This is a genomic window from Kitasatospora sp. LaBMicrA B282, assembly GCF_050325825.1.
Lineage (GTDB): Bacteria > Actinomycetota > Actinomycetes > Streptomycetales > Streptomycetaceae > Kitasatospora.
On record NZ_JBNQTI010000041.1, the window covers coordinates 37,239 to 55,100 of the forward strand.

Sequence of the window (17,862 nt, forward strand, 5' to 3'; positions counted from 1 at the left end):
AGACTTTAGCTCTGAAATCTTGCGGGTCTAAAGATCCGCTGCCTAGACCTTCGAAGGGGTGTCTCCATGAAGCAGCAGAAGCAGCAGCAGATGCAGAAGCAGGGCGCGGGGGGCACCCTGCGCCGGGTCCAGCTGGGCAACGCGCTCAGCGCCTTCGGCAGCGGCTTCACGATGCCGTACATGTTCGTCTACGTGGACCAGGTGCGCGGGCTCGGTTCGCTGGCCGCCGGTGCGGTCTTCACCGTCTTCGCGCTGGCCGCCCTCGTGGTGCTGCCGTTCGCCGGTCGCGGCATCGACCGGTACGGGCCGCGCCCGGTGCTGCTGGCCGGCTGCGCGCTGGCCGCCACCGGCGCCTTCTCCTTCGGGCAGGCGAGCACCACCACCGGGCTGCTGATCGCCTCCTTCCTGTTCGGCGGCGGGGTCACCACCTGCCAGCCGGCACTGGCCACCATGGTCGTGCGGTGCTCCACGGCCAAGACCCGCTCGCACGCCTTCGCACTGCAGTTCACCCTGGTCAACCTGGGGATGGGGATCGGCGCCCTGGTCGGCGGGCAGATCGTGGACCCCAGCGACCCGGCCACCCTGACCCGACTGTTCACCATCGAGGCGCTGACCTTCCTCGGCCTGGCCGCCGTCACCGGCACCGCCAGGATCCCCCGTCCGGCCCCGGTGCTGGTCACCGAGGCGGGCGCCGGGCAGCGCAGCGGGCTGCGCGCGCTGGCCGCGGACAAGGCGATGCTGCGGCTCTGCCTGCTTGCCGGCCTGATCTTCTTCACCTGCTACGGCCAGTTCGAGTCGGGCGTGGCGGCCTTCGCCACCGACACGGTGAAGACCGCCCCGGCCACCCTCGGGATGGCGATCGGCGCCAACGCGCTGACCATCGTGGTGCTCCAGATGATCATGGTGCGGGTCACCGCCCGGCGCCGCCGCACCACCGCGATGGCCGCCACCGGCGTGATCTGGCTCGGCGCCTGGGCCGCCGCGCTGCTGGCCGGCCTGATCCGCGACCAGGCCGGTGCGGCCACCGTGGCGATCGTCTCGATCTACGTGCTGTTCGGCGCCGGCGAGTCGCTGCTGGCCCCGACCCTGGGCCCGATCGTCGCCGACCTGGCCCCGGCCCGCCTGCTCGGCACCTACAACTCGGCCTTCGCCCTGGTCAAGCAGACCGCGATCGCGGTCGGCCCGGCGGTCGGCGTGCTGCTGGTCGGCTCCGGCACCTGGCCGCTCTACCTGGCGGCGATGACCGGCTGCACGCTGCTGATCATCGTGCTGGCGGTGCGGCTGCGCCACCACCTCACCCCGGCGCAGGACAACGCCGCGGCGCCCGCCCCGGTGGTCGTGCCGGTCCGTGAGCTGCAGACCGCGGCATGAGAGGGTGACGGGGGAGTTCGCCGCCGCCTAGAGTCGACGGCGATCCGATCATCCAGTCGACAGCGGTGGGGACATGGCAGAGACAGCGGTCACCGAGCGGCCGGCGGTAGCGGAAGCGCCGCCGGCCCGCCCGTCCCTGCTGCCGGCACTGAACGCGCGGGTGCCCTGGTTGGTCCGGCACGCCGGCTGGCTCGGCCCGATCGCGGTCGCGCTCTTCGCCGGCGTGCTGCGGTTCTGGAACCTCGGCTACCCGCGGGCCTTCGTCTTCGACGAGACCTACTACCCCAAGGACGCCTGGTCGCTGCTGCACCAGGGCTACGAGGGCGTCTGGCCGTCCACCGCCAACGACCAGATCCTGGGCCACCCGCAGAGCATCCCGCTCGAGTCGGCCGGTGCCTTCATCGCCCACCCGCCGCTCGGCAAGTGGGTGATCGCGATCGGCGAGGCCGCCTTCGGGCTCGACCCGTTCGGTTGGCGGTTCATGGTCTGCCTGCTCGGCACCCTGTCGGTGCTGATGCTGGCCCGGATCGGCCGCCGGCTCTTCGGCTCCACCCTGATCGGCTGCACCGCCGCGCTGCTGCTGTCGGTGGACGGCCTGCAGTTCGTGATGAGCCGCACCGGGCTGCTCGACGGCGTGCTGGGCTTCTTCGTGCTGGCCGCCTTCGGCTGCCTGCTGATCGACCGCGACCGGGTGCGGGCCAGGCTCGCCGAACCGGGCGTGGACGGCAACACGGTCCGGCTCGGCCTGCGCCCCTGGCGGCTGGCGGCCGGGCTGCTGCTCGGCATGGCCTGCTCGGTGAAGTGGAACGGTGCCTACGTGCTGGCCGCCTTCGGCCTGCTCACCGTGCTCTGGGACCAGGCCGGGCGACGGGCCGCCGGTGCCCGCTTCCCGGTCCGGTCGATGCTGCGGCACGACGCGCTGCCCGCCTTCGGCTCGACCGTGCTGCTCGGCGCCGCCACCTACCTGGCCTCCTGGACCGGCTGGTTCGCCAGCAGCGGCGGCTACGACCGGCACTGGGCCGACGGCCGTTCCGGGCTGGTGCCCGCCGCGCTGCGCAGCTGGTGGCACTACCAGTCGGAGATGTGGCGGTTCAACACCACCCTCACCACCCCGCACACCTACCAGTCCAACCCGTTCAGCTGGCTGGTCCAGGGCCGCCCGGTGAGCATGTACTGGCAGCCGGTCTCGGTCGGCCAGCGCGGCTGCACCGACACCGGCGGCTGCACCACCCAGATCCTGGCGATCGGCACCCCGCTGCTCTGGTGGACCGCCTGCTTCGCGCTGCTCTACCTGCTGTACCGCTGGTTCTTCCGGCGGGACTGGCGCTCCGGCGCGGTGCTCTGCGGCGTGGCCGCCACCTACCTGCCCTGGTTCCAGTTCCAGCAGCGCACCATCTTCTCGTTCTACATGGTCATCCTGGTGCCCTTCCTCTGCCTGGCGATCGCCCAGATGCTCGGGGCGATGATCGGCCCGCCCGGCGTCACTGCGCGGCGGCGGGCGATCGGCAGCGTGGCGGCCGGCGCGATCGTGCTGGCGATCATGGGGTGCTTCCTCTACTTCCTGCCGCTCTACACCGCCGAGGTGATCCCGATGACCGGCTGGTCGGACCGGATGTGGTTCACCACGTGGATCTGAGCCCGGCGGTGCCGATACCCGGGCCGGCGGTGCCGGGCCTGGTGGTGCGGCTCGCCGGCTCCGGGTCGGGGCAGCTGCTGCCGGCCACCCCGATGCTCGGGGCGGCGATGGCGGTGCTGCTGGTGGCGGCGGTCCTGGTGGCCGGCCGCGGGATGCTCGGGTACGGCCGCGACGTGGCGCGGGCCGGGGCGCGGGCGGTGGTGCAGCTCGCCGCGGTCGCCCTGGTGATCACCTGGGTGGTGCACGCGCTCTGGTCGACCGCGCTCTTCGTGCTGGTGATGTTCACCGTGGCGGTGCGCACCGCCGGCCGGCGGATCACCGACGAGCCCGGCTGGAGCTGGGCCTGGGCGGCGGCCCCGATCGCCGGCGGCGTGCTGCCGGTGCTGGTGCTGCTGCTCGGCAGCGGGCTGCTGCCGGCCAAGGGGCTCTCCGTCGTGCCGGTGGCCGGCATCCTGATCGGCGGCGCGCTCAGCGCCACCTCGCTGGCCGGCCGCCGGGCACTGGACGAGCTGACCCAGCGGCACGGCGAGGTGGAGGCCGCCCTCGCGCTCGGCTTCGAGGACCGCGAGGCCCGGCTGGAGATCTGCCGGACCGCCGCCGCCACCTCGCTGGTGCCGGCCCTGGACCAGACCCGCACGGTGGGCCTGGTCACGCTGCCGGGAGCCTTCGTCGGCATGCTGCTGGGCGGCTCCTCCCCGGTGGCCGCGGGCGCGGTGCAGCTGTTCGTGCTGGTCGCGCTGCTCGCGGTGGAGGCGGTGGCGATCGTGGTGGTGCTGGAACTGGTCGGGCGGGGGCTGGTGCGCCGTCCGGTACAGTGGAGGCGTTGAAGGGGAGTAGCCCTCCACCGGACCGTCGACATACTGGCCAGCCCGCTCGCGGGAGGCCCGGCGCCCGGGACATCCGCTCACCGGGTGTCGGCGAGACCTTCGGCCGCAGTGCTGTGATCATCTGCCAGCGCTGCTCGGTCGAGGTCTCCTTTTTCGTTTCGGGGCCGGACACCGGGCAGCCCGACCGTAGGGACTCCGATGGACCTGACCGTGTTCGCCGTGACGTTCGGCATCATCTTCCTCGCCGAACTGCCGGACAAGACCGCGCTGGCCGCGCTGATGCTCGGTACCCGCTACCGCGCGGCCTACGTCTTCGCCGGCGTGGCGGCGGCCATGGCCGTGCAGGTCGGACTCGCGCTCGCCGCCGGCAGCCTGCTGTCGCTGCTCCCGCACCGCTGGGTCGAGGGCGTCAGCGGGCTGCTCTTCCTGGGCGGCGCGGTGATGCTGTTGCTGCACAAGGAGGACGAGGAGGGCCACGAGGCGAAGGCGCCCGCCTCCACCGGCTTCTGGAAGGTGGCCGGGGCCAGCTTCCTGGTGGTGGCGGTGGCCGAGTTCGGTGACCTGACCCAGATCATGACCGCCAACCTGGCCGCCAAGTACGCCGACCCGCTCGCGGTCGGCCTGGGTGCCTGGCTGGCGCTCTGCGCGGTCGGCGGGCTGGCGATCCTGGGCGGGCAGAAGCTGCTCCAGGTGGTGCCGATGAAGGTGATCATCCGGGTCGCGGCCGCGGCGATGCTGGTGCTGGCGGGGGTCAGCGTGGTCGGGGCGATCACCGGCTGACCGGGCGCCGAGGGCGGGGTCACCGTTTCAGCAGGTGCTGCCGTTCCGCAGGTGTCCCCGTTTCCGCAGGTGTCACCGTTCCGCACGCGTCACCGTTTCAGCAGGTGTCCCCGTTGGCCAGGGCGGCCTGGGTCTGCGGGCCGGCGCCGTCCTCCGAGATCCCGTTGGACCACTGGAACTGCTGCACCGCCTGGCTGGTGCGGTTGTCGTAGACGCCCTGGTGGAACCGGCCGCCGCAGCCCGCCTGGTACAGCTGCTGCTGGAGCTGGGTCACCGCCGGACCGGTGCTGCCCGGGCCCAGTGCGGTCGGGGTCGGCGACGGTGCCGGGGCACTGGTGCTCGGCGCGGCGGTGGTCGGGGGCGCCTGGGTGGGCGGCGGGGCGGCCGCGGTGGTGACGGGTGCGGGGGCGGGGGCGGTGGTCCGGGCGGGCGTGGGGGAGGCCGGCTTCGGGACGGGCTTCGCGGTGGTGGGCCGCGGCGCGGGGGCGGCGGTGGTCGCGGGGGCGGTGCTCGGGGCGTCGGTGCTGGGGGCCGGGGTGTCGGTCGGCGAGGGGCTCGGGTCGGCGGCGCCGGTCGGTAGCACCGGCACGGCCACGTGCTGCGTCTGCTGGCCGGGGGAGAGCGCGAAGGCCAGGCCCACGCCCAGCACGACCGCGCCGGCGCCGGCCGCCGCGAAGACTCCACGTCTGCTGCGGCCCCTGGCTCTTCGGGCGGCGGCCCGGCGGCCGGGGGCCGCTGCGGGTCCGGCGGGCTCGGCGGCGATCGGGAAGAGTCCCAGCTCGCGGGGCGGGGCGGCCGGCGGCGCCGGGGGCACCGGCGGGAGCAGGGTGGTGGCGGCCGGGTCGTGGAACGGGGGCCGGGGCTCGCCCGGCGGCTGGTGGGGCTCGCCCAGTGGCTGGTGGGGGTAGCCGGGGGGCTGCTGGTGCGGGTAGCCGGGCGGCGGGAAGGCCGGCGGGGCGAAGGGCGCGGCGAACGGCGGCTGCGCCGGCGGACCGGCCAGGGGCGGCGCCGACGGCGGCACCGGGGGCAGCACGGTGGTGGCGAACGGGTCCTCGGGCGCGGCGCCCGCCGGCGGCGCCTCGGGGAAGGCGGCCGCCGGCGCGTACGGGCGGACCAGCGGCGGCCCCTCCACGTGCGGCAGCGGCAGCACGGCGGTCTCGGTCACGTCGGGGTCCGGGAGCGGACTCTGGCCGGGGCCTGGGTGGGCGAATCCCGGCATGGGTCGGTCCTCCTGGAGCGTGGACGGCGGTGGAATGCGCCCGATTATGCAGGACCCGTCCACGGGCCAACAGGGGCGGCCGGCTTACGAATGGCGCAATCACCCCCGGCAAACCCGGACAAATCTGACACGATGATGGCGAGAACCCGGACTGATCATCAGCTGACCCGCAGAAGCTCACCGAGGAGGGCCTGCCATGGCGGAACCGGCCGTCGAGACCGAACCGCCGCGGTCACCGGAGGCGGAGGTCCACAACCTCTGGGTCCCGATCGGCGCCCTGCTGCTGGCGCTGCTGCTCGCGGCGCTCGACCAGACCATCGTCTCCACCGCGCTGCCCACCATCGTCAGCGACCTGGGCGGCCTGGAGCACCTGTCCTGGGTGGTCACCGCCTACCTGCTGGCCTCCACCGCGGCCACCCCGCTCTGGGGCAAGCTCGGCGACATGTACGGCCGGAAGCGGTTCTTCCAGGCCTCCATCGTGATCTTCCTGGTCGGCTCGGCGCTCTGCGGCGTGGCGCAGAACATGGGCGAGCTGATCGGCTTCCGCGCCCTGCAGGGCCTGGGCGGCGGCGGCCTGATCGTGCTGACCCAGGCGATCGTCGGCGACCTGGTGCCGCCCCGCGACCGCGGCAAGTACCAGGGCCTGTTCGGCGCGGTCTTCGGCGCCACCAGCGTGCTCGGCCCGCTGCTCGGCGGCTTCTTCGTGGACCAGCTCTCCTGGCGCTGGGTCTTCTACATCAACCTGCCGATCGGCGTGGTCGCCCTGGTGGTGATCGCCGCGGTGCTGCACAGCGTGGAGAGCAAGCGCAAGCACAGCATCGACTACCTCGGCATCGTGCTGATCGCCGCGGTGGCCACCTGCCTGGTGCTGATGACCTCGCTCGGCGGCGTCAGCTACCCGTGGGGCTCCTGGCGGATCATCGGCCTGGGCGTGCTCGGCCTGGTGCTGCTGGTCTTCTTCGTCCAGGTCGAGCGGAGCGCGCCGGAGGCCGTGCTGCCGCCGCGGCTCTTCGCCTCCCGGACCTTCAGCCTGGTCGCGGTGATCTCCTTCGTGGTCGGCTTCGCGATGTTCGGTGCGCTCACCTACCTGCCGACCTTCCTCCAGGTGGTGCAGGGCGTCTCGCCCACCATGTCCGGCGTGCACATGCTGCCGATGGTGCTCGGCATGCTGGTCACCTCGATCGGCTCCGGCCAGATCGTCGCCCGCACCGGCCGCTACCGGGTCTTCCCGATCGCCGGTACCGCCGTGGTGACGGTGGGTCTGATCCTGCTCTCCCGGCTCACCGAGTCCACCTCGACCCTGGTGATGAGCCTCTTCTTCCTGGTCTTCGGCCTGGGCCTCGGACTGGTGCTCCAGGTGCTGGTGCTGATCGTGCAGAACTCGGTGGGCTACCAGGACCTGGGCGCGGCCACCGCCGCGGCGACCTTCTTCCGCTCGATCGGCGCCTCCTTCGGCGTCTCGATCTTCGGCACCATCTTCACCACCGGGCTGACCCACAAGCTGACCGACGCGCTGCGCGGCGCCACCCTGCCGCCCGGCTTCCACGTCGCCGAGATCACCGCCGACCCGCGGGTGATCAAGACCCTGCCGCCGCTGGTCGGGCACCACGTGCTGCACGCCTACGCCAGCTCGATCGCCGAGGTCTTCCTCTACGCCGCGCCGGTGGCCTTCATCGCCTTCCTGCTCTCGCTCTTCGTCCAGGAACAGCCGCTGCGCGCCTCGGTCACCGCCCCCGACCTCGGCGAGTCGATCGGCATGAACCCGGTCGAGCGCTCCTCGGTGGACGAGATCGCCCGCGCCCTGGCGGTGCTCAACACCCGCGAGGCGCGCCGCGACCTCTACCGCCGGATCACCGCCGAGGCCCAGGTGGACCTGCAACCGGCCGCCAGCTGGCTGGTGCTCCAGATGCACCGCCAGGGCTCGGTGGAGCCGGCCGAACTGGCCGAGCGCAAGATCGTCCCACCGAGCGTGGTGGAGGCCGCGGCCCGCGAGGTCGAGGGCAAGGGCCTGGCCCTGCGCAACGGCCTGCCACTGCGGCTGACCGAGGCCGGCGAGGCGGTCGCCGTGAAGCTGGTCGCCGCCCGCCGCTCCCAGCTCTCCCAACTCCTCGGCGACTGGGACGAGAAGCAGTTCGCCGACCTCGCCGACCTGCTCACCCGGCTCAGCTCCGCCCTCTGCGGCGACGAACGCGACCGCCCCGACCGCGCCGACCGCGACCTCGGCGAACACGTCCCGCACAGCGAGGGGCGCTCGTTCTGAGCGCCGCGGCGATGGGGCGGGCGCCAAGGGCGGCGCGGGCTCAACCATGGTTGGCATCTCCACCCCTGGGCGCCGGGCACGTCGGCGCGTGATGCTCCCTCATGATCCGGATGTCCGTCAGGGCCGACTCGTCCCGGTACCAGCCACCAGGGATGGTGACGCGTTGGGCCTGCCTCGCCATGGCGTCCAGGCGGGCGCATTCGGCACAGTCCTGCTGTGCCCCGGGCTTGGTGACCGTCTCAGGCGGCATCGGTCAGCCCCGGCAAGACCGATTGGCCGAGGGCCGGGCCCAGCGCGCTGCCGTCGGCCTTGCCCTTGTCCGGACAGAAGTCCCTGTCGCACTCGCAGAACGGCCAATCCGTAGGCGTGCCACGCAGCCCATTGGTGGACTTCTCGAAGAACAGCGGGTCATAGTCCGCCTGAATGGCCGCCAGCTCCGCCGGACTGACCGTCCTCCGACGCCGGGTCGGAGGACCGGGTTGCGTTGCTGCGGGCATGTTGGCTCCCGGTGGCTCACGGATCTCTCTGGGTGAGAGAACAACGTAAGACCCGCCGGAACGGGAAACCAGGCCCTTTCCTGTTACTGCAAGAACTCGTCCCGGATTCCCTCGATCAGGGTTCGCATGTCATCCTCATATATGGCCGCCGACGCGAACTGTTCGAAGATGGAGACGTACGTCTCCATGTCTTTCGGGTCTCTGGTGGTGATCTCCGAGTGGAAGGTCTCCACGATCACCATCCGGTCGTCGTAGAGGCTGAAACATGTCATGGGAAACTCCGGCATCCTGCGATTCAGTGGCAAAATGCCAATCCTGACATTGGGTAGCCGTGACAGCGACACGAGGCGGTCGAGCTGCATGGCCATGACCAGCCGGTCGCAGATGATCCAGCGCAACACGTGCTCGCAGATCAGGAAGCAAAATTCTCTATCCGGGTCGTACAGCGTGGACTGCCGCTCAATTCGGGCAGTGACGGCCTTGGCCTTGGATTCGGCCGACTGGCCCGGAATGAGGGAGAAGACGGCCGTAACGTATTCCGGTGTTTGCAGCAGGCCAGGAATGAGCTGCCCCTGGAACAGTCTGAGTGTGATCGTCTGGGCTTCAATGCCCTTGATGGCTTGTTGGTGCTTCCAAGGCCCCATGCGCCTGAGCACGCGCCATGCCGTGGCCTCGGTGGCTGCCGACCTAGCCTGAGCCAGGAACTCGGCCTTGGCCTCCTCGGACACTTCAAGGGCAGTCAGGATCAGGTCTACGTCCTGCACTGTCGGCAGGGTCTTGCCATTCTCGATTTTGCTGAGCTTCCCGGGAGACATGGAAGCCCTACGGGCGACGGTTCCACCGGTTAGTCCCGATGCTGTCCGAAGCGCCCGCAGGGCTTGTCCCAGACCCCAGCTTTTGTTCTCGATCAAGCGTGCCAGTATTCGCTGTAGGGCGTCGCGTTCTCCCATGACGTGTCACGATAGGCGCGGTACTTCTCCAGGGAGTCCTGGCTCAGCGGCTCGGCACCCAGGAACTCGTCATCATCGCCATAATGCATTCGGTAGACCTTTGCATCGTCGAACAGCCAGAAGTCGTGATCCGGCAGTCCGGCAATATTCCGATCGGCGAGGTCGATGATGCGGATGTCTTCGCCGGCTCGAAGGTTGCCGACGTAACCCCAGCCGAGTTCGAACCGCAGGTAGTCCGTGAGAGGGGAACGCAGGATATGGACCCGTTGCAGGGTCTTGCCTGCCTCGATCATGGACCGGACCCAGGGGCTGTCTTCCCAGTCTTCCGGCATTTCCTTTCCGTCGAGGAAGGCCCTGAACTCGTCACGCTCGCCGTCAACGTTGTAGCGATCCCGAGTCTCCATCTTGAAGGCCGACGACTCGAATTGCTGAAACAACCGGTTGAACTCGTCACCCGCGAGCAGCACCGAAGAACCCTTCCAGCAGCTCGGCCGTGACCTCTACGGCCGTCTCGTTCTCCGGCAGCCCGAGCTGTGCCAGGCGCTCAGGGTCGAGCACCTTGTAACCCTGAACGATGTACCTGCCTTCCTCGGTGCGCCACAGGGTCGGGCAAGGACCTTCCCGGCAGTCGCTCAGCAGCTTCTCAAGTGCCAACGTCTTCCCCCTCTACGGGCGGTGACTCCGCTGTCTCGTCTGATGCTCCCGACTCATCGGGCGCACGGTCAAGAACCCTGCCTTTCCAGAACAGGAAAGGCAGCTGCGTCGCGCTTCTTGGACTGTCGTATGTAGGAGACTGCTCGCACGTGGTCAAGATGAGGTGCCCAGGTCGGGCCCCTTTAACGAGAGGTGTCATGTGCCCAGCGTCGTGAAGATCAATGTGCTGACCGTGCCCGCCGAGCAGCGGGAGGTGCTGGAGCAGCGGTTCGCCTCGCGGGCCGGGGCGGTGGAGGGCTCGGACGGGTTCGAGTGGTTCGAGCTGCTGCGGCCGGTGGAGGGGACCGACCAGTACCTGGTGTACACCCGGTGGCGGGACGAGGAGTCGTTCCAGGCGTGGATGAGCGGGACGATGCAGGCCGCGCACCGGCCGGCCGGGGAGGCGGGCCGGCGGCCGGCGGCCTCCGGGTCGACGCTCTGGTCGTTCGAGGTGGTCCAGCAGGCGGCGCCCAAGCAGGGCTGACCGGAGCGCGGTCGACCGGTGTGCGGGCTCAGGCCGGCGGTGCGATCGGGACGGTGAAGCGGACCTCGTAGCCGCCGGTCGGGCGCGGGCCGGCGGTCAGCTCGCCGCCGTAGAGGTTGATCCGCTCGCGCATGCCGATCAGGCCGTGGCCGCCGGAGACCGGGGCGACGGCGAGCCGGCCGCTGCCGCCGTCGTCGCTGGTGCGGGCGGTCAGGGCCTGCTCGCCGTAGTGCAGGTGGACCTCGGCGCGGGCGGCGGGGCCGGCGTGCTTGAGGGTGTTGGTGAGCGACTCCTGGAGCACCCGGAAGGCGGCCAGGTCCAGCCCGGGCGGCAGCTCGCGGTGCTCGCCGGTGCGGGTCAGCTCGACGGTCAGGCCGGCGCCGCGCAGCCGGTCGAGCACCTCGGGCAGCATCCGCAGGCCGGGGGCGGGCAGGTAGTCGCCGGGTTCGGCCGCGGCACGGTCGGGTGCCACCCGCAGCAGGTGCAGCAGGCTGCGCATCTCGTCCAGGGCCTGCCGGGTGGTGTCCGCGACGGTGTCCAGCGCGCTGCTCGCGGTGGCCTGGTCCGCGGCCAGCACGAAGCGGGCCACGCCGGCCTGCATGGCGACCACCGAGAGATGGTGGGCCAGCACGTCGTGCAGCTCGCGGGCGATCCGCAGCCGCTCCTCGGTCACCGCGTGCACCGCCCTGGCGGCCTGCTCCTCGCGCAACTCGGCGGTCAGGTCGGCGAGTTCCACGTTGCGCAGGCCCAGGTTGCGCATCCCGTCGGCGAAGTACCAGACGATGCCGATGGCCACCGTGGCCTGTCCCACCGCGAACAGCAGCGAGACGTGCACCTCCAGCGCGTTCCAGCTCCACAGGCCCCAGGTCAGGGCGGCCGCGCTCTTCACGGCGCGCCGCTGCCGGGCACGGGCCACGGTGTAGAAGATCAGCAGCGGTGCCCAGAGGTTCTCCGAGGACTCGTTGCCGGCGGCGGTGTAGGCGGCCAGCCCCAGGCAGGAGGCCAGCAGGGCCGGCCAGGGCCACCGGCGGCGGACCGCGATCGGCAGGTTGACCAGCAGGGTCAGGGCGATCGCCGAGGCTCCGTACGGCGGGAAGTGGTACGTGGCGTGCAGGTCCTGGCTGGTCTGCCAGGCGAAGGTGACGGTGAGGCCGCCGACGACCGCCGCGAGCACGGCGTCGACCGTGACGGGGTGCCGGCGGACCAGGTCCCGGAGCCGCGCCATGCCGCTGTGCATTGCGGCAGCCTAGGGCCTGCCTGCAAACCCCCGGTGGGTCTCAGCCGGTGCGCTTGCGGTTCATGCTGATGAAGAGGCCGCCGCCGATCCCGGCCACCAGGCCGACGCCGATCACCCAGGGGGTGCCGAAGTCGCTGCCGGCCTTCTTCGCCGGGGCGGGCTGCGCGGTGGCCGGCGTGGTCGGGCCGGCGTCGGCCAGGGCGGGACCGGCGCCGAGGCCGGCCAGCAGCGCGGCACAGAGGAGGGCGGCAGCGGTACGGGCGGGCGAGAACATGGCGGGGCGGCGGCCTTTCGCGCGGGGTCGGGCGGTACGCACCCCGCACCGGCCTCGCGGTCGGCGTCGAGTGCGGCCCGTACGACTCTAACCGGCACCGCAGGGCCTGCCGACCGGCACTGGAGTGACCGCCGAGCGGCCCGCCCGCGGGGCCCTTCGCACACCGCGGCGGGCACGTGGCGTGAATCACCTTCCCCGCCTCCGATGCCGAAGCTACGGGCCGGTATCTTCGAGGTTCCTCACTGTTCACATGTTTCAAGGGGCCGACCATGACGGGCCAGCCACCCTCCACGGCCGACCGGCGCCCGCTGCGGATCGCGCTGCTCTCCTACCGCGGTGACCCGTTCTGCGGCGGCCAGGGCGTCTACGTCCGGCACCTGTCGCGCGAGCTGGCCCGGCTCGGCCACCACGTCGACGTGATCGGCGCCCAGCCCTACCCGGTGCTGGACGAGGTCGAGGGCCCCGGCTCGGTGCGCCTGGTGGAGCTGCCCAGCCTGGACCTGTACCGGGCCGAGGACCCCTTCCGCACCCCCGCCTTCGCCGAACTGCGCGGCGTGGTGGACGCGCTGGAGGTGGCCACCATGTGGACCGGCGGCTTCCCCGAGCCGCTCACCTTCTCGCTGCGGGCCCGCCAGTACCTGGCCCGGCACCGCGGGCGCTACGACGTGGTGCACGACAACCAGACCCTCGGCTACGGCCTGCTCGGCCTGGCCCGGCACGGCTTCCCGCTGGTCACCACCATCCACCACCCGATCACCGTGGACCGGCAGCTGGAGCTGGACGCGGCCACCACCCGGGCCCAGCGCCTCTCCAAGCGCCGCTGGTACGCCTTCACCCGGATGCAGCGCCGGGTGACCGCGCGGCTGGACCGGATCATCACGGTCTCGGGCAGCTCCAAGGCGGAGATCATCCGCGACCTGGGCGCCGCCGCGGGCAGCGTCTCGGTCGTCCCGATCGGTGCCGACACCCGGCTCTGGTCGCCGGACGAGCGGGTGCCGGTGGTGCCGGGCCGGATCGTCGCCACCTCCAGCGCGGACGTGCCGCTCAAGGGCCTGGTCCACCTGGTGGAGGCGCTGGCCAAGGTGCGCACCGAGCGGGAGGCGCACCTGGTGGTGGTCTGCAAGAAGCAGGGTGAGGGGCCGGTGGCGGACGCCGTGCGCCGGTTCGGCCTGGAGCCGCACATCGAGTTCCGCACCGGGCTGACCGACGCGGAGCTGGTCGACCTCTACCGCTCGGCCGAGGTGGCCTGCGTGCCCTCGCTCTACGAGGGCTTCTCGCTGCCGGCCGCCGAGGCGATGGCCACCGCGACCCCGCTGGTGGCCACCACCGGCGGGGCGATCCCCGAGGTGGCGGGTCCGGACGGCGAGAGCTGCCTGGCGGTGCCGCCCGGCGACGCGGGTGCGCTGGCCGGCGCGCTCGGCCGGCTGCTGGACGATGCCGGGCTGCGGGCCCGCCTCGGCGCGGCCGGGCGGGAGCGGGTGCTGGCCCACTTCACCTGGGAGCGCGCGGCCGAACTGACCGCCGAGCGCTACCGTGCGGCGATCGCCAGTGGCGCCGGGCGGCGGGCCCGCTCCGGCCCCGGCTGGCGCTACACCACCGATCCCAGCTGACCCACCGTCGGCTGGCACGACGCCACCCGCCTTCCGCAGTAGTCGCTCTGACGCCCACGAATGGGAGCTCCACACCGTGCTGACCGTCGATTTCGCCCGATTCCCGCTCGCCCCCGGCGACCGGGTGCTCGACCTGGGGTGCGGCGGCGGCCGACACGCGTTCGAGTGCTACCGGCGCGGTGCCAACGTGGTGGCGCTGGACCAGAACGGCGAGGAGATCGCCGAGGTCAAGCGCTGGTTCGACGCGATGGCGGCGGCCGGCGAGGCGCCGGCCGGGGCGAGCGCGGTGGCCATGGAGGGCAACGCGCTGGCCCTGCCGTTCGAGGACGAGTCCTTCGACAAGATCATCATCTCCGAGGTGATGGAGCACATCCCCGACGACAAGGGCGTGCTCGCCGAGATGTTCCGGGTGCTCAAGCCCGGCGGGCTGCTCGCGGTGACCGTGCCGCGCTGGCTGCCGGAGAAGATCTGCTGGGCGCTCTCCGACGAGTACCACGAGGTCGAGGGCGGCCACATCCGGATCTACCGCGGCGACGAGCTGCTGGACAAGATGCGCGAGGCCGGCCTCACCCCCTACGGCACCCACCACGCGCACGCGCTGCACTCGCCGTACTGGTGGATCAAGTGCGCGGTCGGCGTGAACAACGACAAGGCGCTGCCGGTCAAGGCCTACCACCAGCTGCTGGTCTGGGACATCGTCGGCACCCCGGTGATCAGCAAGCTGACCCGGGCCGCCGAGGCCGCGCTCAACCCGGTGATCGGCAAGAGCTTCGTCGCCTACGCCAGCAAGCCCAACCGGGCCGGCGCGTGACGGCCCCCGAGGGCGTGGCCGGCCCCCGGACCCTGCTGCTGCCGGGCGTGCTGGACGCGGCGCAGGCCGCCGCCACGGTCCGCACCATCCTGGCCGAGCAGCGGCCGGACGGCGCCATCCCGTGGTTCACCGGTGGCCACCTGGACCCCTGGGACCACACCGAGGCGGCGATGGCGCTGGACGCGGCCGGCGAGCACGCCGCCGCCGAGCGCGCCTACCACTGGCTGGCCGCGCACCAGAACCCGGACGGCTCCTGGTACGCGGGCTACTTCGGCGACGGTGCCGCGGGCGTGAGCAACCGCTCGGTGGAGACCAACTTCTGCGCCTACCTCGCGGTCGGCGTCTGGCACCACCACCTGTCCACCGGCGACCGCACCTTCCTGGAACGGCTGTGGCCCGCGGTGCGCCGCGCGCTGGACTTCACCGTCGGGCTGCAGCTGCCCGGCGGCCCGATCGCCTGGCGGGTCGACGAGGACGGCACCCCCGTCCAGGAGGCGCTGCTCACCGGCTCCGCCAGCATCCTGCACGCGCTGCGCTGCGGGCTGGCCATCGCCGAGCTGCTCGACGAACCGCAGCCCGACTGGGAGCTGGCCACCGGCCGGCTGCGCCACGCGGTGGCCGAGCACCCCGAGCGCTTCCTCGACAAGAACCGCTACTCGATGGACTGGTACTACCCGGTGCTCGGCAGCGCGCTGCGCGGCGCGCCGGCCGAGCAGCGGATCAAGGCCGACTGGGACCGCTTCGTGGTGCCCGGGCTCGGCGTCCGCTGCGTCAGCGACCGGCCCTGGGTGACGGGCGGCGAGAGCGCCGAGCTCGCGCTCGCGCTCTGGGCGTCGGGCGACACCGAACGGGCCGTCGAGATCCTCCGGTGGATCCAGCGGCTGCGCCACGAGGACGGGTCCTACTGGACCGGCTACGTCTTCGAGGACGACGCCATCTGGCCCGAGGAGCGCACCACCTGGACCGCCGGCGCACTGCTGCTCGCGGTCGCCGCGCTCGGCGGGGACCCGGCCACGGTGGCCGTCTTCGGCGCGGCCGACCTGCCGAACGGGCTGGCCGTGCAGGGGTGGTGCTGACCCTGGCCGTACAGGGGTGTTGCTGACCCGGGCCGGGCAGGGGTGCTGCTGACCCCGGCCGTGCAGGGGTGTTGCTGCCCCGGGCCGGGCGCAGCACGCCGAAGGGCCGGCGGGAGGAATCCCGCCGGCCCTTCGGCGTCTGCTCTTCGGGCCACCGGCCCGGTGCGGGTCAGCCGCGCTGGATGCCCGCGGTGTCGTTCAGCAGGCCCTGGGTGCCGTCCTGGAGCTGCGCCACCAGGGCGGCGCCGCGCTGCTCCACCGCCAGGTACCAGGTGCCCGGCTGCAGCTCGCCGACCGGCGGACCGGCCGGGCCGTCCTTGGGGGCCAGCTGGCGGGCCTCCGGCACGGCGAACCAGTACGGCGCGAAGTCGGCGGCCGGCGCCTGGGCGGCCGGGGCCGGCTCCGCGGCGGCCAGCGCGCTCTGCGCCGGGGCGGGAGCCGCGGCGGCCGGCTGGAAGGCGGCGTCCTGCGGCTGGCCCGCGACGGCGCCGGGGACCGGCTGGGCACCCTGGCCGAAGCCGTAGTCAGCGGCGGGCTGGCCGGCGGCCGGCTGTGCGGCGCCCGGGGCCGGGAAGCCGTAGCCGCCCTGCTGCGGCTGGCCGGCGAACGGCTGGCCGGGCTGTGCGGCGCCCGGAGCGGGGAAGCCGTAGCCGCCCTGCTGCGGCTGGCCGCCGAAGGGCTGGCCGGGCTGGCCGGCGCCCGGGTAGCCGCCGGGCACCTGCTGGTAGCCCTGCGGCATGGCCGGCTTGTCGGTGACCAGCGGCGCCTGCAGCGCCGGCACCAGCGGCCCGGCGACCGCGACGCCGGCGAGCACCAGCACCGAGATCAGACCGAGGTAGGCGCCCCAGGAGTGGTCCGAACCGGCGCCCAGCGACCAGAGCGCGGTCCACAGCGCGACCACGGCGAAGGAGATCCCCCACTGGTCCAGCCGCAGGCCCAGGATCTGCCGGTTCTTGGCCGCCTCACCCTGCAGGTGCTGCAGCAGGATCAGGGCGCCGGCCGCGATGCCGAGCAGGTAGACCGAGGGCAGGATCGGGAACAGGTTGCTGGTCCAGACGCTGGACGAGCAGTTCAGGTTCGCCGCATAGGCCGGGCAGTCGACCGACCAGTACGGGAGGAACGACGAGATGAGCAGGAGCACGGCCGCGCCTGCGATGGCGGCGTCTCCCCTGCTGAGAGCACGCAAGTTCACTGATCGGTCCCCTCGTGGTGTGTCTTTGTCGGCGTAACGGGGGGTGATTCTACTGACCCCGCCCGCGCCGGGTCAGCGGGTGGGCATCAGCTGGTTGTCGTGCCGGTCGGCGCACTGCTCGAAGGGGCGCCCGAACTGCCGCTCGGCGCACCGCCGGAGGCGCCGTTCGGCGAGGTCAGGAAGCGGACGAAAGCGTCGGCGATCCCCTGGGCGGCGAGCTGGCGCCACTGCGGGTCGACGAGGTGCTGGGCGTCGCCCGCGTTGCGCATGTTGCCGCACTCGATGAAGACCTTCGGCACGGTCGACAGGTTCAGCCCGCCGAGGTCACTGCGGGTGTCCAGGCCCTGGTCGGCGACGTAGTCGGCGTACGGCTCGCCGGTGGCGGCGTGGAAGCCGTCCCGGACCAGCAGGCCGAGCCGGTGCGAGGGGTCGACGATCGCGCTGGTGTCCGCCTTCCCCGCCACCACCTTGGCGGGCATGATCACGTGGAAGCCGCTGCCGGAGGCCGGCCCGCCGTCCGCGTGCACCGAGATCGCCGCGTCCGCGTGCGCGGCGTTGCCGATCGCGGCCCGCTCGTCGACGCACGGGCCCCAGGGGCGGTCGCCGTCCTGGGTCAGGATCACCTTGGCGCCCAGGGTCTGCAGCAGGTCGCGCAGCCGGTGCGAGAAGTCCAGGGTGTAGGCCGCCTCGGTGAAGCCGGCGTCGGTCTCGGTGCCGGTGGTGTCGCACTCCTTGTGACCGTTGCCCACGTCCACCTGCTGGTTGATCTCGGTGGGGTGGGCGAAGTTGCCCGGGTTGTGGCCGGGGTCGATCACGATGGTCCGCCCGGCCAGCGGCGTGGCGGCGGCGGACGGGCTGGGCGAGGCCGAGGCGCTCGGGGAGGTCGCGGCGCCCGGGCCGCCCGCTCCGGTGGGCGCCGCGCTGGTGGCCGGGGCCGCACCGGCG

At 72.4% G+C, this 17,862-nt stretch carries 18 protein-coding genes; 9 read left to right on the forward strand and 9 right to left on the reverse strand.

What is annotated here, in order from left to right:
- Positions 1-66: 66 nt before the first annotated feature.
- The 4 genes from ACQRUO_RS14380 (at position 67) to ACQRUO_RS14395 (ending at position 4,614) form a co-directional block, all read left to right on the forward strand.
- Positions 67-1,371 carry an MFS transporter gene (locus tag ACQRUO_RS14380; RefSeq protein WP_428316268.1) on the forward strand — a complete coding sequence of 435 codons (1,305 nt, stop codon included), beginning with the start codon at positions 67-69 and terminating at the stop codon, positions 1,369-1,371.
- Between the two features lie 73 nt (positions 1,372-1,444).
- On the forward strand, positions 1,445-3,007 hold the full coding sequence (locus ACQRUO_RS14385) for a dolichyl-phosphate-mannose--protein mannosyltransferase (protein WP_428316269.1): 1,563 nt from the start codon (positions 1,445-1,447) through the stop codon (positions 3,005-3,007).
- Positions 3,008-3,099: 92 nt separating this feature from the next.
- On the forward strand, positions 3,100-3,834 hold the full coding sequence (locus ACQRUO_RS14390; protein WP_428316284.1) for an ABC transporter permease: 735 nt from the start codon (positions 3,100-3,102) through the stop codon (positions 3,832-3,834).
- Between the two features lie 198 nt (positions 3,835-4,032).
- The gene (locus ACQRUO_RS14395) at positions 4,033-4,614 is read left to right on the forward strand and encodes a TMEM165/GDT1 family protein (RefSeq protein WP_428316270.1); all 582 of its coding nucleotides are present in this window, start codon (positions 4,033-4,035) and stop codon (positions 4,612-4,614) included.
- A 97-nt stretch (positions 4,615-4,711) separates the two neighbouring features.
- Here the strand turns inward: ACQRUO_RS14395 and ACQRUO_RS14400 are convergent, their stop codons facing one another.
- Positions 4,712-5,779 carry a peptidoglycan-binding domain-containing protein gene (locus ACQRUO_RS14400; RefSeq protein WP_428316271.1) on the reverse strand — a complete coding sequence of 356 codons (1,068 nt, stop codon included), beginning with the start codon at positions 5,777-5,779 and terminating at the stop codon, positions 4,712-4,714.
- Positions 5,780-6,029: 250 nt separating this feature from the next.
- Here ACQRUO_RS14400 and ACQRUO_RS14405 point away from each other — a divergent pair, with 250 nt between their 5' ends.
- Positions 6,030-8,093 carry an MFS transporter gene (locus ACQRUO_RS14405; protein WP_428316272.1) on the forward strand — a complete coding sequence of 688 codons (2,064 nt, stop codon included), beginning with the start codon at positions 6,030-6,032 and terminating at the stop codon, positions 8,091-8,093.
- Between the two features lie 239 nt (positions 8,094-8,332).
- Here ACQRUO_RS14405 and ACQRUO_RS14410 read toward each other — a convergent pair whose 3' ends face one another.
- From ACQRUO_RS14410 to ACQRUO_RS14425, 4 genes are all read right to left on the reverse strand, one after another.
- Positions 8,333-8,590, reverse strand: coding sequence for a hypothetical protein (locus ACQRUO_RS14410; protein ID WP_428316273.1), 258 nt, complete (start codon positions 8,588-8,590; stop codon positions 8,333-8,335).
- An 83-nt stretch (positions 8,591-8,673) separates the two neighbouring features.
- Positions 8,674-9,501, reverse strand: coding sequence for a helix-turn-helix domain-containing protein (locus ACQRUO_RS14415; protein ID WP_428316274.1), 828 nt, complete (start codon positions 9,499-9,501; stop codon positions 8,674-8,676).
- Complete coding sequence (locus tag ACQRUO_RS14420) at positions 9,498-10,007, reverse strand: DUF6879 family protein (protein ID WP_428316275.1); 510 nt, start codon at positions 10,005-10,007, stop codon at positions 9,498-9,500. Before ACQRUO_RS14420 ends, ACQRUO_RS14415 begins: the two co-directional genes overlap by 4 nt.
- Entirely contained in the window at positions 9,991-10,194 is a 204-nt protein-coding gene (locus tag ACQRUO_RS14425) for a hypothetical protein (protein ID WP_428316276.1), read from the reverse strand. Before ACQRUO_RS14425 ends, ACQRUO_RS14420 begins: the two co-directional genes overlap by 17 nt.
- Before the next feature lie 199 nt (positions 10,195-10,393).
- On the opposite strand from ACQRUO_RS14425, the gene ACQRUO_RS14430 reads away from it, so the two are divergent.
- Complete coding sequence (locus tag ACQRUO_RS14430; protein WP_428316277.1) at positions 10,394-10,717, forward strand: antibiotic biosynthesis monooxygenase family protein; 324 nt, start codon at positions 10,394-10,396, stop codon at positions 10,715-10,717.
- 28 nt (positions 10,718-10,745) lie between these two features.
- Here ACQRUO_RS14430 and ACQRUO_RS14435 read toward each other — a convergent pair whose 3' ends face one another.
- Together ACQRUO_RS14435 and ACQRUO_RS14440 are read right to left on the reverse strand one after the other, a co-directional pair.
- Complete coding sequence (locus ACQRUO_RS14435) at positions 10,746-11,954, reverse strand: sensor histidine kinase (protein WP_428316278.1); 1,209 nt, start codon at positions 11,952-11,954, stop codon at positions 10,746-10,748.
- A gap of 40 nt (positions 11,955-11,994) precedes the next feature.
- Positions 11,995-12,228 carry an LPXTG cell wall anchor domain-containing protein gene (locus ACQRUO_RS14440; protein ID WP_428316279.1) on the reverse strand — a complete coding sequence of 78 codons (234 nt, stop codon included), beginning with the start codon at positions 12,226-12,228 and terminating at the stop codon, positions 11,995-11,997.
- Between the two features lie 269 nt (positions 12,229-12,497).
- Here ACQRUO_RS14440 and ACQRUO_RS14445 point away from each other — a divergent pair, with 269 nt between their 5' ends.
- The 3 genes from ACQRUO_RS14445 to ACQRUO_RS14455 all read left to right on the forward strand — a co-directional run bounded on the left by ACQRUO_RS14445 (position 12,498) and on the right by ACQRUO_RS14455 (position 15,725).
- Entirely contained in the window at positions 12,498-13,838 is a 1,341-nt protein-coding gene (locus ACQRUO_RS14445; protein WP_428316280.1) for a glycosyltransferase family 4 protein, read from the forward strand.
- A gap of 76 nt (positions 13,839-13,914) precedes the next feature.
- The gene (locus tag ACQRUO_RS14450) at positions 13,915-14,649 is read left to right on the forward strand and encodes a class I SAM-dependent methyltransferase (protein ID WP_428316281.1); all 735 of its coding nucleotides are present in this window, start codon (positions 13,915-13,917) and stop codon (positions 14,647-14,649) included.
- Between the two features lie 14 nt (positions 14,650-14,663).
- The gene (locus ACQRUO_RS14455; protein ID WP_428316285.1) at positions 14,664-15,725 is read left to right on the forward strand and encodes a prenyltransferase; all 1,062 of its coding nucleotides are present in this window, start codon (positions 14,664-14,666) and stop codon (positions 15,723-15,725) included.
- Positions 15,726-15,894: 169 nt separating this feature from the next.
- Here the strand turns inward: ACQRUO_RS14455 and ACQRUO_RS14460 are convergent, their stop codons facing one another.
- Both ACQRUO_RS14460 and ACQRUO_RS14465 read right to left on the reverse strand, forming a co-directional pair.
- A complete protein-coding gene (locus tag ACQRUO_RS14460) occupies positions 15,895-16,866 on the reverse strand; it encodes a hypothetical protein (RefSeq protein WP_428316282.1) in 972 nt (323 codons plus the stop codon).
- A gap of 137 nt (positions 16,867-17,003) precedes the next feature.
- Positions 17,004-17,862 (reverse strand): N-acetylmuramoyl-L-alanine amidase (locus tag ACQRUO_RS14465; protein WP_428316283.1); only part of this gene is annotated, 859 nt, incomplete at its 5' end.